Below are 18,967 nucleotides of genomic sequence, written 5' to 3'. Positions count from 1 at the left end.
GATTTAAACTTGATTAGCAATGTTTGAAATTATATTTAAAAAGCCAATGCAACTTCACATGAGCTGCAGAATTTTACAATATCTTTACGACACCCCCAGATACCGTCATCCTGAACAATCCTCTCAACGTCATCTTGAACCATCCTCAAAACGTCATCCTGAACCATCTTCTAAACGTCATCCTGAACGTAGTGAAGGATCCCCTGAATCTGGCTCAGTTCCAAGCAGTTTGAGATCCTTAGCTACGCTCAGGATAACATACCTGGGAAGTTTCGTTTTGTGCTTCTTCTTTTTGAAGAATAACGAGACGGGTCAACAGTGGTTTATCTTCCTGTTTTCTGCTGGCTATTTCCTCTTGTTTTATCCAGCGAAAATGAGATTTTAAGGCTAATTGCTTTAAATAGTCCAGATGATGACTAAAACGTGCGCTCGCCTGTAATTGCCAGGGCGGTTCGAAGCTGATTTCGGTATTGAAAATGAAATAGGCTCCTGTGAGTAAATGCTGACTGATTAGCTCAAATAACCCGGAAAGATCGCCAAAATAAGGCAGGACATCCGCGGCAATAATCAAATCATACAAGGCTGTATCTTTTTTCAGAAAATGGATTATTTCATCTTCAACCAACTGATCATAAATCCCTTTTTCATGCGCCTGAGCGAGCATTTTTGCAGCGATATCCACGCCGATTAATTTCTGGCAAAATGAACGAATACTGGCTCCGGAAAGTCCGGTTCCACAGCCTAAATCCAATACCCGTTCGACAATCTGAATATCGGCCTCTTTGAGGAATTTTCGAATTCGTTCTGGTAAAGAATAACCAAGATAATCCTTGAGGTGCTGATCGTAATAAAGCGCGTAATTATTGAATAAATTGGCCGCATATTCTGGCGCTGTTTCCGCTCGTTGATTATTCATCAAAGCATTCAGCATATGCCGGCTTGATTTATCATCGGGCTCGACAAGCAAGGCCTGCTGCAGTAATTTTTTGGCCCGTTCTTTATCTTCAAGACGGAGATAAATAGCGGCGAGATTATTAAGAGCGGCAAAGTGACGTGGATCTGTTTCGAGAATTTTTTCAAAATGAGCAATGGCTTCGTTTAAATGACCTAAAGCCATTTGCGCAACGCCTGAGTTGTATAAGTATTCACTATTATCAGGAAACTGTTGCAGCAAAACATCATAATGCATTAATGCATTTTCGAAGCGGTCGTGATGGATAAATGTCGCGGCCAGATTGTTGCGTGCTTCAATGTGATCATTATCAATAGTTAGTGCACGTGTGAAATAATCAACCGCTAACTGTCCATTATTCTGCTTCAAGGCGACCACCCCTAAATTAGTCAGCGCCTGCACATGATTTTCATTTTCCTGTAAAACGGTTTGAAAAGCATGTTCTGCTTCTTTCAGTCGATTGGCTTCGAGTTCCAGTACGCCCAGATAGAATTGCGCCTCAACATGAGAAGGATCCAATGCCAGGACGTTTTTAAATTGAATTTTTGCAGGGGTTAACTGATTATTTTTTAGTAATAACAAGCCTAAATTAAAGTGAGCCAGTATAAAATCAGGCTCGGCATGAACAGCCTGGCGATAATGCTCTAGCGCTTGAAGATAATCTCCCTGAATAGCATAGACACCTGCCAGATTACAGTGGGCCTGGGCATACTCATTATTATAATGAAGTGCTTCCTTGTAATGGGAAATGGCTTGATCAAAATCATGTATATTTTTATATGCATTGCCCAGATTATTAAGAAGCACCGGATTATCAGGTTTTAATTGCAGAGATTGCTTCATGAAGAGCACCGCATTGGCCATATCGCCCAACTGTGCATAGGCTAAGCCTAAATACTGCAGGGCGCGCTCATTCTGAGGATTGATATTGAGCAGCTGCTCGTAGAGGGTAATCGCCTGCGGTAATTGTCCCCCATAATGAAGCGAGTAAGCTTTCTCAAATAGTTCATCATCATTCATAGTGATCTGACCATTAAAATATGCGGGATTCCATCCTCATCAAAAGGTTCTCCCTCACTCGAAAATCCATAAGATTCATAAAAGCGTTTTAAATAAAACTGCGCATGAATATGAACCATTTTGCCGGCAAAATGAGTTTGCAGATAATCCATGACATTGCTTAGCAATTGTTTCCCCAATCCCTGGCCTCGCGCGATTGCGGCAGTGACAATACGGCCAAAACTTAAGATATTGGCATCATAGTCGGGTAGAATTCGCGCATAGGCTAATAAAGTCTCGCCTTCGCGCATACACAGGTGTAAGGCCTGCTGATCCTTATAGTCCAGATCCTGATATGGACATTGCTGCTCCACTATAAATATAGCATTTCTCAATTGCAGAATGTCATATAAATCCTGGGTTGAGAGTTCATTGAATGATTGGATGCTGGTAATCATAGCAGCTCCTTCAGCTGATCCCGAAGCTGAGATAAGGCGCGTGCCCGGTGACTGATTTTGTTTTTTATTTCAGGAGATAATTCAGCGGCAGTGCACTGCTGCTCTGGAATATAAAATATTGGATCATAACCAAATCCCTTGCTTCCTCTGGGTTCAAAAATGATCTGCCCCTCGATTTTGCCATAAGCTAAAAGAGGTACGGGATCATCTGCGAAACGCAGGATAGCAATAGCACAAAAGAAATACGCTTGTCGTTTTTCTTGCTTCAAATCCTTCATATTGTGCAAGAGCTGCTGGATATTATCGCCATCCGTTGCATCTTCTCCCGCATACCGGGAAGAATAAATACCAGGCGCACCATTGAGTGCGGGAACCACCAGCCCCGAATCATCCGCCAATGCTGCTTTTCCTGACTGTGCACTGGTATGACGAGCTTTAATCAAGGCGTTTTCAATAAAGCTTAAACCGTTTTCCTCAGGGCTTTTGATTTCAAAATCAGCCATGCTTAAGCATTGAAGAGGGGAAAGAATAGCTTGAATTTCTTTAATTTTCCCTGGGTTGGAAGTGGCCAGTACAATTTCTTTCATAAATGAACCAAAACAGAATGGAAGCGTATTCTGAAGTATATCAATGCCCTCATCTCACCGCCTCATGCATTTGGAAAAATTTTATATTCGCCAATATTTATGTTTAAAATTTGGTATAATGTAGTAAATAATGGACATTGAGATAACTAAATGCATGACCTGAGTAAGAAAAGGATTGTTTCAAAACCTGTAATCAATAGCCAAGGCGAAAGTCTACTCTATGGCTTTGGGTATCACGAAATAAAGGGTCATAGAGAAGAACAGGAAGATGCTTTAGCCTGGGAAGTTTTCGAGCCGGCTATATTCCAGGATCTGACACCGCTTCAGATAGCTCAACGGTTATGGACCTCTTATCGTCTGATTAACAGAGAAATTTTAAACACAATAAATCAAAGCGGCACTACCGCTGTAACCACCATTTTTAAGCGTGACTATCTGATTAGCGCACTAGTCGCTGATGCGGCAGTTTTTGTTGCTATTTATGATGAAAATGGGGAGCTTGTTGGTGTGCGCAGGCTCAATCAACGCGTCCATAAACCAGAGGTGCAATCTGAGCGAGACAGGATTTACGCAGCAGGTTCATGCATCGATGTTGAGGAAGGGCGGGTGCAGGGAAGATTAGCTATTTCGCGAGCCTTTGGTGATAAAGACATTAAGGGGATCATTCCAGATCCTGATTTAATGATTACCTATGTTGGGGATATTCCAGACGAATACAGTGTACACCTTATTAGCAGCTGTGATGGGTTTACCGATGCGGCTGAAGATGACACGCAAGAGAGCCATGAAGAATTATTAGATTCTTGCTTAAGGGCTTTGAACAAGGGTAAACCGGGACGCTGTGATCCTATAGAAATAGCCAGTTACCTCACTCGGGAGGCTCTTGAACGGGGGTCTCAGGACAACATATCCGTATCGGTTCAAATTGTGAAACGTAGCGGTAAATACGCGTCTTTTTGCGGGATGTCTGGTATTTACGATGGCCACGGCGGCTATCAGGCTTCGCATTACACCGCAGATCACATCGGGGATATTGTCAGGAAGCAATTGCTTCTCTCTGAAGAAGAATATGCCGCGCAGGAGCAAAGTTCTATCCAACAGGAGGCTGATTTTCTACGTGATAATCAGGACGTTAACGATGGGTTCATCCTGAATTTTTGCTCGTCTTCTGATGAAGCTTTAACGGATGATTCTGAAGAAGTGGCTGAACCAGTGAGCCAAGAACCTGAAGAAACGGTTGCTGTCAAAACAAATGAGATCTCTTCGGTCATAAACGTCACGTTCTGGAGTTCAGAGGAAAAAAATGTAACCAGAGTTCTTCCTGGAAATAAGCCCCCGGAATTACCTTAAATCTGCCAAAAATGCGCTTTAAATAATCATAAAATATCTGTTGTGTGCACAGTGGCATTTTATATCCTGACTGGGCATTTTTTCAGAATTGATTTCCAAAAATACTTTCATTATCATGCCGCTGTTACCGGATATGTTTATGGAAATTAGGAACAATCATGAGCTTTGCAAGTCCTCTTTATCACGTTTTTCTATTCAACTTTATCTCTTCTTTTATTAAAAATAGTACCTCCCTGTATTGTTAGCCCAGTTTGGAAAATCCAGGCCTTTTTAACGGTTTGGTATTCTGATGCTGGCGATGTCCGATAAGTCTGGAAGGCAAATCTTACATCGCAAACAATTTGTAGACAAAAGGAAGAGAAATGTCGCAGATTTTTACAGGTACAGGCTTGGGCCTGCAAGGCTCCTCTTTGAGCCAATTAGGTGCTTACGGTCCACAGGGCAATGCTATTTTTGGCCAGAACGGCCTTTCATTGTATATCAATGCAGCTAATGGCAATCTGATATTAAAACAATCCGATGGTTTCCTGGCGAGTCATGGAATCGGTTTCAACTTATTTTCAACCTATAACGCTCAAGGAAAAAAAGCAGATCGCTGGTTGTTTAATACCCAAACTCATCTGATTATCGATGGCGAGCCAAACAGTGCGGGGGGGAGCCTGACCCGAATCGGTGAGGATGGCCATCACACTCGCTTTGTTTTTGATTCGGCGAGCAAGACCTATCTGCCCGAGGACGGCGGTACTGAAAGGATACAATGGACAGGCAATGGATGGTCATATTCTCAAGGCGCATCCGCAGTCAGTTGTGAATACAATACGGAAGGATTGCTGACAGCCTGGAGCGATCGGGATGGGCATCGCTTGAATTATGTGTATAACGATGGCCAGCTAAGCGATATATTTGATTGCACTGGCCAGCAAAATATCCATTGGCAATTCCAGCAGGGATTGCTACAGGATATCAGTTTTTATGATCAGGGTTTGCTAGTCCATCACCTCCACTATAGCTATGACGACTCCGGCCGTCTTCGATTAGTTATCCAGGATCAGGGGGATGGCAAGAGCTCCTGGGTGGCTTACGATTATCAGGATGATTCCGATCTCATCGAATCAATCCGACAGAGCGATGGCTGTGCGCTGCATTTTAGCTATGACGAGCAGAACCGGATAAGCAGTATGTCCGATGGAGAGGGCAGGATAACTCGATTCAATTATGAGCCGGGCTGTACAAAAGTAAGCAATCAATTGGGGGAAACGTGGTGCTATTCATTTGATGATAAGGATCGTCTCACAGAAATCAGAGGTCCGGACAATCATACAATCAGTTATCAATACCAGGGCAATTATCTCAGTCGTATTGTGAAGGGCGGACTGGCATGGAACTTTATTTATAATGAGGCAGGAGACTGTATACGTACTGAGGAACCTGATGGACAGATTATTCAAAGAACCTTTGACGCCGAGCATCGCCTCTTGTCTGAAAGCAAATCATCCATATTTAACGGAAATAACCATCCAGGACAAACAGCGACAGCCCATTATATCTATGATTCGAAGGGGCATTTGCGCTTTGCAATTTCTGATAATGGAACGGTTACTGAATATCGCTATAACGAGGCGGGTGCATGCCTCAATCGCCGCGTCTATTTAAAATCAGCTTTTGATTTAAGCCTTTTTTCGAATTTAAGCCAACCTGATTTAAATGATTTAGAGTCCTGGAGCAAACGCCAGCCTGCCGCGCAAATCAGCCTGGTCGAATATCAATATGATTGGCGCGGACAACTGCAGCAGGAAATCCACTATCAATCAGTGGACGCTGCAGGAAACGGTTTTGAGCAAAATGCATTAAGAACTTACTATCAATATGATGCGCGCGGACGTTTGATTGAAAAAACAGTACCCACTGAATGGGGTGATAACAAAACCTATTTTTTTTATGATGATTTGGGTCGTCTCACCTGTTCCAGAGATAATTTGGGTCTTATCAATCAGTATGAATATGACGACAGTCATCAACGAATAATTCAAACAGACAGCAGGGGTCTAAAAACGCTTTATCTCTATGATCGAAGCGGGCTTCTTTTGTCAAAGCAGCAGCTGGGTACTAATAACCGTGATTTCGGAGTACAGCGGTTTGAGTATGATAAAGCAGGGCGTCTGATTTCGGAAACTGACTGGGAAGGACGGAAAAGCTGGTATTTGTATGACAAGGCAGGGTTGCTTTGCGCTAAAGTCGATAACAATGGTCATTTAAAGGAATACCGCTACGATGCCGAGGGCCGTTTGATTCAGTCCATCGAATACGCCCAAAAAGTAAATGAACAGCAGCTTGGCGGTCTTGAGCTAGAACTAATTCGTCCAACTCACTCAAGTAAAGATCGCTATAACTGGACGTTTTATAATCAATACAATCAAATTGCTTATCAGGTCGATGCCACCGGGGCAATTATTGGTTATCGCTACGATGCACAAGGCCAATTGACCGAAAAAATCGCCTATGCAGAGCGTATAGCAATAACTAATTTGTTTGATGCTATAAAATCGGGAACGATAACCCCGGTTGAAAATGCTAATGATCGGCGCTACCGATACTATTATGATATTGCCGGGCGTTTGCAGGCCGAAATTAATGCTGAGGGAGCTGCAATCGGCTATCAGTATGATCGCTTGGGAAACTGTATTGAAGTTCGTAAATTTTATAACAAGGCAATTACCAGCGATCTGAAATTCTGGGGGGAGATTGAGCCGGCTGTTTCCGACAAAGACATTGTTAATTACTCATTTTATAATTCGGCTGGTTTAAAGGAAGCGGATATTGATGGCGAAGGGTTTGCCACCAGTTATTACTACAATAACGCGGGTATGTTGCTTGAAAAAAGACAATATTTTACCGCTTTATCCAAGCCATTGCGTTTGAGCTTTGATAAATCCTGGGAGGATCAAAAACCCAACTGTCATCCCAAAGACAGGATAACCAGTTATCGCTATGACGAACGGCAGTTATTAATCGAGGAAAATCAGTCAGGCGGTTTAACCTTAAATTATTTCTACGACAATAGCGGCTTAATGCTCGAAAAAAGAGCTTTCGATCGTTTCCGGGATCAAAGTCGCGGTGCACGCTATCAATACGATGAGCGAGGCCGACTGATAGCAAGTCTCAGTGCAGAAGGCGAAAAGTTATTGCGCAACATCGAGCTTTCAAAAGAAGAAATCGCCGCTATCTGGCAGCAGCATGCTATCCATTATAGTTACAGTAATAATGATTCCTTACTGACGAAAATCAATGCGCTTGGGCAAACAGAACGCTATGTTTACGATGAGCAGGGACGGCTGGCCTTTATTATCAATGCCGATGGGGAAATCAGGGAACAGCAATACGATGACTTTGGGAATCTGACCCATTACATTCAATACAGCAAACATTTTAAAAATCTGCCTCCTGAAATGAATGCTGGCAATTTGCACGATTACCTGACATTGCACAAAGATCCCGCCGATGAAGTAACCGAGTACGAATACAATCATCTCGGTCAGGTCATCAGAACCTGTAAAGGTTCTCGCCTGGAAACAGCGACCCGCTACAATGCCTTTGGCGAAGTGGAACAATTGATTCAGGATGCACAGGGAAAATCCCCGCTCACAATCAATTATTTCTATGATAAGAGGGGGCTTCTGGTTTTGCAGCAGGACAGTGTCACAGGAATTTATAAGCCGCAATCCTGGAGTTATGATCGTTTTGGGCGGCTGATGATCGCAGTTGACGCCAATCAAAATAAGACCAGTTATAAATACAACCAGCGAGGGGAATGCACCGCCGTCATCAATCCGAAAGGTAAAGAGAAAACCATGCGCTATGACGCATTTTCAAGGCTAGTGTATGAATTTGATCAGCTGCGGACCATTTATGAATATGATGATAGCAACCGCAGTGTAACTATCAGACAGCCGGATAAAGGCAGAGAAGTCAAGACAGAATTTAATGCCTTTGGCGACAAGATTAGCTTTACTGACTTCAATGGTGCGATTACCTCTTTCACATATGATGTGAATGGGCAATTAATCGAAAAAAATGGACCCTTGGGTCTTCAGTCTTTTTATACCTATGACCGCGCCGGGCAATTAATCAAGGAATCAAAAGACGGCCGTATTACTCAATACAGTTATGATGCGGCGGGAAGAGTATTGAGTAAAACCATCGATCCTGAGGGTTTGAATCTCAGCACGCGCTATCATTTTGATGGTATAGGTCGTCAACTGGAGGTCATTGGCCCTGATCAGATTGTTAAACAATACCGCTACGACAATGCTGGAAATTGCATTCGTAGTTGCATTGATCCTTTGGGTTTGAATTTAATCACCGAGTATGAATATGACAGTCAGAACCAGCTGACCAGGCAAACAATCCTTAATTCCTGCGGCAAAAACCAGATTACTGCCTATGAATGGGATGCTTTAGGACGCTGTACCCAAAAAATAATTGATCCTGAAGGTTTGTCCCTGGTGACGCAATATACCTACGACGCCAAGGGCAATCTCTGCAGTGAAACTGATCCTCGGGGCAATACCCGGTATTGGATCTATGATGTCATGGATGAATGCCGGTTCCAGATTGATGCGCGGGGCTGTGTCACTGAGTTTAAATATGATCTGAATGGCCGCAATATTTGCACTATCCAATATGCCAATGAAGTGCGGCTAAATGCAGCGGCTACAGAAAATGACATGAAACTGCTGCTTAAAAGCAGTAGTGCGGATCGCTACAGCTTCAAGCAATTTGATTCCGATGGACATGTGCTATTAAGCTTTGATCCAATGGGTTATGCGACTGCATACACCTATGATGTGCAAGGGAATGCCACTAGGATAATACGTTATGCAAAACCGGCATCACTTGAGGATTTAAAGAACGGTATCATTCCGGTTTTTGGAAAAACGGAAGCTGGTCGGATACAGCATCTGGCCTATGACAGTTTAAACCGCCTGTGTTATCAGCTGGATGACGAACATCATCTGACTGAGTTTAAATATAATCAAGCTGGCGAAGTGGTTTCTAAAACCCGATTTGCCAATCGCTTTCTCTTCGATTTAAATCAATTCAATCAGGCTGAGATTGAAAAATCGATATCCAGAAATCTGCAGTCTGATCAAACCAGCCGTTATAGCTATGATCAGGCAGGCCGACTGCTTGCTGAGTTAAATGCTGAAGGCTTTGCCGTTAAATATCAATATGATCGTCTGGGTAATCTTATTGCCACGCAGGGTTTTGCAAAACCAGTAAGCAGCGTATTGGATGAAAACTGGCTGTCTGCTCTCAAATCAGATAGTTATGATCGTATTACTCGTTCAGTGTTTGACGCGGCTGGCCGGGAAATTTATCGAATCAGCGCCGAGGGACGTGTGATTGGCCGACAATATGATGCGGTTGGAAATATCATCTCCGAAACCAGCTATGCCGCCAGGCTCAATCTATCAGAATACTCTGAAGAGAGCTTGGCGCTGCAAAACGTCCAGGGGCGAACCTCGGCTTATCAATATGACAGCAATGGGCGCCTGACGAATAAAACAGATGCCGAAAATCAGCAGACAGTATATGACTATGATGCCAATGGCAATCTCCTCTCCAAAACAGAAGCGAATAAAGCGATCTGGTGTTACGAGTACGATGCGTCCAATCAATTAATTACCACCATTTCCCCCGAAGTCGATGTCGCCTTGGGTTATCAATCGCAGCGCCGTTCGATCATAACTCGAAACCTGTACGATAACTTTGGAAATATTATTAAAACGGTCAAGGATGTAGAAGGACTTTGCCAAATTCGTGAGTATACTTTTGATGCAAACAATCATTGTGTACAAATCAGTTATCCCGATGTAGCCATCAATAAAGCCGACTTGAACGGCTCAATGAACCGGCAGGAACTAAGGAAAACTTTGAACGAAACATTTCGTTACAATGCTTTCGGTGAGGTCGAGGCACAGTCTGATCGGGCTGGTAACTGGCAATATTTTACCTATGATCGCGAAGGGCATTTACGGTTTTCACTGAATCAATTGGGCGCTTTAACTGAGTATGAATACAATGATTTGGGCCAGCTGGCTGGAAAAACCACTTACGCCACAGGTATTTACCTCAAGCCCGGTAGTGAGGTAAACGGTACAGAGCTTGCCGATGCTCGTAAAACCAACGTCCTGGATCGCCATGAGTTTTATCAATATGATCGGCTGAATCGGCTAATTAAGACAGAAAAAGACAGTATGCGGTCATTCAACTCGTCCAGCCGCAGCTATGAGTTCTCTACTCCAACAACTCGTTATCAGTACAATGCCTTCGGAGAAGTCATCAATACCGCTGTTTTGCTGCACGAGGGAGTCTATGCTTCCAGCCGTCGATACTACGATAAAGATGGCTTGCTCACTGGAGAACTAAATGATGAAAATTATTTAACCCGGTATCAATACAATGCCTTTGGTGAATTAAGCCAGCAAACCGAGTATGCCGAGCGAGCCAGTTGTTTTGATGACTTTGATGTTAAATCACCGGTAAGTACCAGTTTGGATCGAGTGTTTCTATATCAATATGATGCTTTGGGAAGAGTTCAGAAAAAAACACAGCGTCAGGTGACGTATCAACAGTTGAATAGCAATGGACAACTGGTGAATTTAACCGCTGATATTGTTAATTCCTACGAATACGACAGTATGGGGCACCTGGTAAAAATGACCGATGCCGAGGGGCAGAGCAGTTATTTCAGCTATGATGCGCTTGGGCAGTTAAAAGCCAAAATGGGCCCGCAAACACAATCTGGACGTGCTGCTGTCTCGTATACTTATGATGGCCTTGGGCATCTTATCGAAACTATTCAATATGCGAATGGAGCCAAACTCGACAGTGAGGGTTTTATTCTCCCGGCAGCATCAGCCAATGACCTCCATACGCTTGATTTTTATGACAGCAATGATCAATTGCTCCTGCAGCAGGATGCGATGGGGCATTTTAAATTTTATAGCTATGATGAACAAGGGAATGTAGCCCGTGCCTGGGAGTTACTTTCCCAGATTGACGGAAGCCAGCGGCTTATTGACAAGCGCTATTTTTATGATGCCGGCGGCCATTTGCTGCGAGCGGCTACTCGAAAAGCCAATGGGGACTGGGCCTGTGAGGATAGCCAATATAATGTGTTTGGCGAAGTGGCTCATAAGGGAATTAATGGACAACTTAATATCCATTATGACTACGATCAGGCGGGGCGTTTATGGCGCACTAACTCCGCGGGCTATTATCAATTGTTCATCTATGATTTGAGCGACAAAGTGACGCAAATCATAACCTCTACCAACGCCTTTCGCGCGGTTGCCGGAGAAGATGGCTTGGATCTGTCGGATAAACAGTTTGAAACTGCGCGATCTTTTCAAACGGAATCTTGGGAGTTTGATCTTCAGCGGCAGAATAATCTTTATGACAAACTGGGCAATTTGCTGGCGCAAAACCGTGAGTCGACAGAAAATCCGCTAACGATTAACGATAGTGTCCATTTGAAAATCATAAATCAGACGTATAGCTATGATCGCTGGGGAAATGTGTTAAGCCATCGTAATGCCAATGGCTATGAAACGAACTATCAGTATAACGGCTTAAACCAGCTCACTGAACAGGACCTCCTCGAGGTAATGGCCTATGATGAGCATGGTGTCGGTCGATTAATCAATCCTCGGCTGTTCTATGCCTACGATCGCCTCGGTCGATTGATCGGTTTTACGGATGCCAATGGACATAGGGTAACAAAAGTATTGGATGCCTCAGGGAATGTAATACAGGAAAGGGATGGGAAAGGAGGGCTGAGGCAGAAATACTATGATATTTTCGGCCGGCTGAAAGAGAGCATTAATGAGTTGGGCGGCTCTACGGTTTATCTTTACGACAAAGCGAATCGTTTGACCGGCATTCAGACTTCGGGAAGTAAACAGCAATATTTCTACGATGAGGCTGGCCAGCTTCTGCAGCAAACAGATGGCGAAAACAATGCTTCTTTGTTTGTGTATGATGAATTGGGAAATTTAATTGGCAAACGAAATACCTTTGGGTATTGGCGATCAATGAGCTATGACGATGCCGGTCATAAACTGGCCGAAACGGATGAGCTTGGCCATGTTCAAAGCTGGAGCTATCAGGATGGGCGACTGATTTCGCACACTGATCTGGGGCAGCACCAGACCACTTATCGGTATAACCGTAACGGTTTGCTGCTTTCGGAATCGGGTTCAGGACGCTCGATAGAATATCATTACCAGGGCGATGGAAGTCTTAAACAATATGTGGATAACACTCGCGGCGAGGTGTTGAATTACCAGTATGACAATGAGGGAAATGTCAGCAGCAAACAAAGCTCTCGTATCAATCCGGGAAAGGACGGCTGGTTGCTTGAGTCTGATCATTATGAATATGACCGTCTTGGACGATTAATTTCTGTCAGGCGAGCCCATCCCGATGATGTGGATAGCCGTTTCCCGCAGCAGGATAAAAGCCTGTTATCAATCGATTATCAATACGATGCGGCCGGTAATTTAAGGCATAGTCTTATCACCGCTAACTATGGAGGATATGAAAAAGCCAGTAGTGATGAATACTACAGTTATGATGAAAATAATCGCATTAAAATCAGTAAAGGAAAATTGATCGAGGGTAATATACAAATTGATAAAGATCAGGGAAGCCTTCTTGATTATGATGCCGCTGGTAATTTAACCGGTGCGGATAAATATGAGGAGGGGATCCTGCATCATTATTTATATGGATACAATAAAGGCAATCAACTGAAATGGACGCAAAAAGATAATATAACCCTGGAGTCAAGAAAGTATAATCAGGCGGGACAGGTCATTGAGGATCGCCTCTTTGATGCGAAGGGGAATGTCGCCCAGATTAATCGCTCGAGTTATAAAAACGGCTTTTTGGATTATGTGACTACCACCCGCCCTGTAGGAAACCTTGAGCATCTGGTGAGCCAAAACAAGTTCTACTATGATGTTGCAGAAAACCTGACTGCAGAAATGCTGCGGGTGGAGAAACAGGGGCAAAATGCGGGATATACACTCACGCATGTATATAGTTTTGACTGGTGGGATGATTATCGCCGCTCGGAAGATCGGGCTACATTGAGTATTGACAATCAGGCTTCAACCTACGGTCTGAGCATGCGGATTTATGATGTCAATGGTCAACTACAGGAGGCCATCGATCAACAGCCCGACTCCAGCGGCAGAACCAACAGCGCACATTACTCCAGCAGTGCTGTGGACGGCATCCGCTCGCGGGAAGACCAAACCGGTAAAACCAGTTATCTCAGTGTGAATGGGAAACACATTGCGGATATAAAACTGGATGCCACCACCGGCAAGCAAACGCTGACAGTCTATGGCGGTTTTACTCCGGAAGGCAGCGCCCAGCCTGCACAAAAAACCAACCCCTGGATATGGAACCCCCGCGCTGGTTATGGCAATTTCAACGCCTTTTTTCAGAACGGCAGAACGACTGCGGAATCCATGCAAGCCCGAAACGAGCCGAATGATGCAATAAGCCCCAATAGTCCTCAGGATAATTTAGGAAGTTACACCGTAAGTGCAGGCGATACTTTGGAGTCAATCGCCCTTCAGGTCTATGGCGATAGCAGCCTATGGTATTTAATTGCAGATGCCAATGGCATCACCAGTCGTGAGGAGCGGGCAGGAAGTTCTTCACAAATGCACGCAGGACAGCGGCTGGTCCTGCCTCCTGTTTTCTCCAATCAGCATAATAGTGCCGATACGCACAACGTGCTCAGAGAAGATTATTTTATAGGCAACACCAGTGCGACAGCACCCATGCCCAAGCCTTTATCAACGGACTCATCCCCCGTTCAACGGAAGCATCATAAATTACTAGGCAAAGTATTGACTGCAGTAGTCGGTACTATTATTACCGTTTTGGCCGCGGCAGCCGTTGCAAGTATCTTTGCCCCTTCTGCTCTGGCGATTAACGGCCTGGGAGGTATCTTTAAACTGGGATTATCCACTCTGTGGGGCGGAACCTCTCTCGGTGTTAGTTTAGGAGCAAGCTTGAGTGCCGGTTTTATTGGCAATATGGCCAGCCAGGGTGTTGCTAGTATGGCCGGCTTACAGGAAGGAATGCATTGGGGTGCGGCATTGACCACCGCATTGGCCACAATGGCAAGTGCCGGTTTAATGCGCGGCATGAAAATGGATGGATTGGCAAAAGATGCCCTCGGCTTTTTAAGTGACAAGTCGCCTGCGCTATTCAATTTTTCCTCTGCAGCAGAAATGATGAGTCAAAATGCACTCAGTCAGGGAATAACGCTCGCTGCCAACCAGCAAAAGCATTTCGACTGGCAACGGCTGGCCGCCAGTGGCGTCACAGCAGGTCTAATGGGAGGAGAGGCAGGGGGGAGAGTCAGTAATGCCTTAAGAGCAATCGATAAAACCGAAATGATTAACACCGAGCTTAATTCATTACTAAATCAAGGCAGCCACGCCCTTCTGACCGGCCAAAGCATCAACACTTTGCAGATACTGGAAGACAATCTGGGAGATAGCATAGGTCAGGGCATTATGAAATCAGCAATTCAAGATTCTGAGAGTAATGAGCTAAACATAGAGGATTCAAGTCCAAGCCCCGAAGACAGCATTGAATCCCTCTATCTCGACAATGGAGAGAGTATCCTTCTGAATCTCAACGAAAATTCAACCGCCCAATCTATCCTTCCCCAAACAGATCCATTATCCTTGGCAACCAACAACGAATTAGACTTAAGAAACACCCTCACGGATCTGTACAATTATGGAAAGAACTCAATAATGGATAGATACAACAGCTTAACCCAAGGCCTGAATGACCTGGAAAAAGAATATAACGTCAGATCCCACTTTTATGACATATTACGAGATCTAAAACCAGAACCGATTGACAATACCCCCAGCTGGCTCGAAGATGTCGTCTCGTTTGGAATTGATCTCATACCCGTAGTAGGCCAAATTAAAGGAGGCATGGAGTTTTATACCGGCCGAGACATGGTAAGTCTCCAGGAAATGAACGGCAGTATGGCCCTTCTATCCCTAATTCCCCTCGCCAAACCACTCATCAAAACAGTTAAGTTTTTGAGTAAAACTAAGGCTGGAAAAGTGATTTCAACATATAAAGCAACTATCATAAGACACTCAGCAAATGCAGCTATAGCTGGTGGGAGTTCTTATGGTGCAGCTGTGTCAACGGGGGATGAGCATCCTATACAAACAGCTATACTGGCAACATTTGCGGGAATGATTGTCGGGTGCAAAGTAAATCCTAGTAGAGCAACTGCCACTAAAATTAATTTTCTTGCAGGTGGGGGCATAAGCTACGCTAATCAAGGAGTTGATTGGTATAAGACTGGGAAACCTGTAAGTTTAGGAAAAGTTTTCATAAACGCTACTTTTACAAGCCTAGGGGCTGCTTGGACTTGGGGCATGCCTGCAATTACAGCGGCAATGCTGAGATTTCAAACTGAAACGCCATCCATAAAAATAGGGGAAGAGCTCTATGACAAAATTTACCAAACAAAATCTTAAGTTTGTTGATGTAAGTCTAGGACCAAAAGGCTTCTTGATATGGATGTTTTTTCCTGCATTGTTTTTTATTCTGTTTATAATGACAATATGCATTGATGCATTACTACACATTTCTGAAGCCCAAGACGCCTTGGTTCATTTGATAGGTGGTTCAATGGTTTCTTGGTTCCTTTTCCGAGTGAGCTGTACATTGTTATTCGCTTTGAAAAGTGTCCAGGAAATTATAGTAGACGGAGATTACCTCTGTCTAAGATCATTTTTGGGAAGAAAGGACCGATTCCACATTGATACACTATTGGACGTAACCTATTTAAAAAATAATTGGTTGTTTACAGAATCACCTATTTTTAAGGTTGGCGGTGAACACATAGAATTATCATTCAAGACTAAATCGAAAGTTTACATAGGGGATAATGTAGATGGATACAGTGAGCTGAAAGCTATTTTAGGTGAAAAAATTAATCAGAGGTTGAAACTAGACAATCAGGAATTAAACTTTGTTGACCATATTTATGGTTCAAAAGGAAGGCAAATTTGGCTGGCCCTCCCTTCTTGTGTATTTTTTATTCTCGTCTTTTTTTGCGGAATCGTATGCTTTTCTACTAGCAGCTTGAATGTTGTTGAACGTATTGTGATTATTTTGGGTATTCTATTGGCGATGGCTTTTGTTGTACTAAGTATGCGAACAATATTTCTTGCAACTAAAACGGCACAGAATGTGAGCATTGATAATAACTCAATAAAAATTAGATTTTTTTCGGGATGTACTAAGAAGTATTTTTTTTCCGAAATTATCTCAATCCAGGAAGTAAAAAATACTAGGTTTTTCACAGAAGACTCAAATCTGTTTATGCAGGACAAGAATCATTTATTGATTAAACTTCAAAATAAGAAAAAAATCTATATGAGCGAAAACTTTGAGTATTATGATAAATTGAAGTTAGCTTTATTAGAAAGATTTGATCAGCCTTGCTAGATTGTACTTGCTGAAGTGCGATTAAAGTTTATCGCAAACATCCTGCACAGGGTTATGTCATATAAAATTATTTTTAATATAAATTAATGCTCACTTCAGTAAAAGAATGAAAATTAGTAATTAAGAACGGGTTGCTTTAATTGCATTAAAAAATGGTGAAAGAATATATGATTAGCATAAAGATTGAAAAAAAAACGATATAAATATCTCGGCCTGGGATTATTTTTCTCGTGTTTGTTGAAAATTCATTTCTTTGAATTTATGATTGCGCTAGCTGTAGTAAATGGATGTAGTTCATGACATTGTATGAGTTTAAATACATTATAGAAGAAATCATATCAGCCTATTATCAGAATAAGTACAATCTTTTAATGGATTCAATTAATCGGATTCTGGACTGTAATTTGACTAGTTCCATTGAAAAAATGACAAGTCTTACTATTTTATTGGAGGGATTATATAAACATTCTTGGACTTTATTTTCTCCTGAACAATTAAATAATCTTAGAATGATGAGATGGTCTAATCATTATGGAACGCCAACAGTCCCGTTTCTTCTCACATTTAGCTTTCAGATTAATCAAGTTTGCAACTCTCTCAAGTCAGGAGGTTCAACGCTTGTCAATTTAGAGGCTCTCAAAGCCTCCCCCTTATATACCATAGATCATATAAATCAGGTGTTGGTCAAACCTAATTCAATATTTGAAGTCGCTATACCACAGCTTTTACAGTCAAACGAAGCTTTTATCAAAACCCATAATCCGCTGGGCGGTTTTGTTGTAAAACCCTGTGACATTATTTCAGAGCAATTCCTTTTACATGCTGGACAATGCTATCAAAACAATGGAGCTGTATTGGAAATTGGAGCTGGTTTTGGAGCTGCATCACTTTTAGCGGGTTCAAAGGGTGTTAAAGTTTTTTGCAATGATATTTCTGCAGAAAATCTTGCTGTAGTTAAGCAACTTCATCTGAACCAGACAAAAGAAGGCATCACTGCCTCTGGAGATGCTTCTGAGTTCATATTAATACCAGGTGATTTTCCAGATGAATTATTCAGCCTACCCAAGAACTATTTCGATGCAATATTAATTAGTCGCGTCTTACATTTTTTTAAAGGAGAAAAAATAGATAAGGCGGTTTCATTTGCGGCCAAATTATTAAAACCGGGTGGAAAGTTATATATTATTTGTGAAACTCCATATTTGAAAAATTGGCAGAGCTTTTTGCCTGAGTATGAGAAAAGATTAAAGGATAATATTGAATGGCCTGGGGAAATTACTAATCCGGCCGATTATGAATGCAGTGGTAGAGTAAGCTCCTTGCCATCTTTTGTGCATTGGATGACTAAAGAAGTTCTTGAGAGAACATTAGAGCGAGCAGATTTAATTTTAGATTATTCAACTTACATTAACAGGAAGAAGCAATTTCCAGATGACTTAATATTATCAGAATATGGTAAAGAGAGTGTAGGAATTATAGGAGCAAGGAAAATTCCATGTTGAGTAGTACATTAGCCTGGTGGAATATTATCGTTCTTACTATCAAAGAATTTTTTAGTGAACGTGTTGATAAACCTCAATTTGAAATTGTTGATTTGTATGAGTGTAGTAAAACTAAATATACAAAAGCAGTCATTAAACTATCTCAAAGGCATATAATTGAAAAAAATATTAGTGACATAGTTGTTGATAACAATTTTATTGAGTGTTTAGACAAAAAAACAGTTCGCACTTTAACTTATATAGCCACCGTTGAAAGATTGAAACCAGACTACACGATTATCACCCAGCAAATGAGGGATGAGGTGGAAGGGTATATGCTTGAATTAAAATCAAAAAATGGAAGGGAAACTATTACAGGAACCCCTACAGAAATTTCTAGGGATAAAGATCTGATTTCTAAGCTGAACCCAATTGATGCTAACAGAGTAGGATATATGGCAGGAGTATCTGACACTGTAAAAGACTATAAAAATACAAAAGCTCATTTGGAGAAATAATTTGCAGAGCATGCTCTTAGATAAATTAAGTTCTAAAAGTCAATAT

The 18,967-nt window shown here is 42.4% G+C and carries 8 protein-coding genes; 5 read left to right on the top strand and 3 right to left on the bottom strand.

Going from position 1 to position 18,967, the window contains the following annotated elements; genetic code table 11:
- Positions 1 to 238: 238 nt before the first annotated feature.
- From B1207_RS14130 to rdgB, 3 genes are read right to left on the bottom strand one after another with little or no spacing between them, the layout of a single operon-like run.
- The gene (locus B1207_RS14130) at positions 239 to 1,972 is read right to left on the bottom strand and encodes a tetratricopeptide repeat protein (RefSeq protein WP_112220551.1); all 1,734 of its coding nucleotides are present in this window, start codon (positions 1,970 to 1,972) and stop codon (positions 239 to 241) included.
- Positions 1,969 to 2,409 (bottom strand): GNAT family N-acetyltransferase, encoded by a 441-nt coding sequence (locus B1207_RS14125; protein WP_112220550.1) that lies wholly within the window; start codon positions 2,407 to 2,409, stop codon positions 1,969 to 1,971. The genes B1207_RS14130 and B1207_RS14125 overlap by 4 nt, the downstream gene beginning before the upstream one ends.
- Positions 2,406 to 2,996 carry an RdgB/HAM1 family non-canonical purine NTP pyrophosphatase gene (gene rdgB, locus B1207_RS14120; protein WP_112220549.1) on the bottom strand — a complete coding sequence of 197 codons (591 nt, stop codon included), beginning with the start codon at positions 2,994 to 2,996 and terminating at the stop codon, positions 2,406 to 2,408. Before rdgB ends, B1207_RS14125 begins: the two co-directional genes overlap by 4 nt.
- A 150-nt stretch (positions 2,997 to 3,146) precedes the next feature.
- Here rdgB and B1207_RS14115 point away from each other — a divergent pair, with 150 nt between their 5' ends.
- The 5 genes from B1207_RS14115 (at position 3,147) to B1207_RS14095 (ending at position 18,921) form a co-directional block, all read left to right on the top strand.
- On the top strand, positions 3,147 to 4,346 hold the full coding sequence (locus tag B1207_RS14115) for a PP2C family serine/threonine-protein phosphatase (RefSeq protein ID WP_112220548.1): 1,200 nt from the start codon (positions 3,147 to 3,149) through the stop codon (positions 4,344 to 4,346).
- 362 nt (positions 4,347 to 4,708) lie between these two features.
- Positions 4,709 to 15,946 (top strand): LysM peptidoglycan-binding domain-containing protein, encoded by an 11,238-nt coding sequence (locus B1207_RS14110; RefSeq protein ID WP_112220547.1) that lies wholly within the window; start codon positions 4,709 to 4,711, stop codon positions 15,944 to 15,946.
- Positions 15,918 to 16,922 (top strand): hypothetical protein, encoded by a 1,005-nt coding sequence (locus B1207_RS14105; protein ID WP_112220546.1) that lies wholly within the window; start codon positions 15,918 to 15,920, stop codon positions 16,920 to 16,922. Before B1207_RS14110 ends, B1207_RS14105 begins: the two co-directional genes overlap by 29 nt.
- Before the next feature lie 296 nt (positions 16,923 to 17,218).
- Positions 17,219 to 18,424, top strand: a complete 1,206-nt coding sequence (locus tag B1207_RS14100; RefSeq protein WP_112220545.1) for a class I SAM-dependent methyltransferase — start codon at positions 17,219 to 17,221, stop codon at positions 18,422 to 18,424.
- Complete coding sequence (locus B1207_RS14095) at positions 18,418 to 18,921, top strand: hypothetical protein (RefSeq protein WP_112220544.1); 504 nt, start codon at positions 18,418 to 18,420, stop codon at positions 18,919 to 18,921. Before B1207_RS14100 ends, B1207_RS14095 begins: the two co-directional genes overlap by 7 nt.
- Positions 18,922 to 18,967 lie beyond the last annotated feature (46 nt).

The organism is Legionella quinlivanii, assembly GCF_003265995.1.
GTDB lineage: Bacteria > Pseudomonadota > Gammaproteobacteria > Legionellales > Legionellaceae > Legionella_C > Legionella_C quinlivanii_A.
This window is presented reverse-complemented; position numbering and strand designations above follow the sequence as displayed.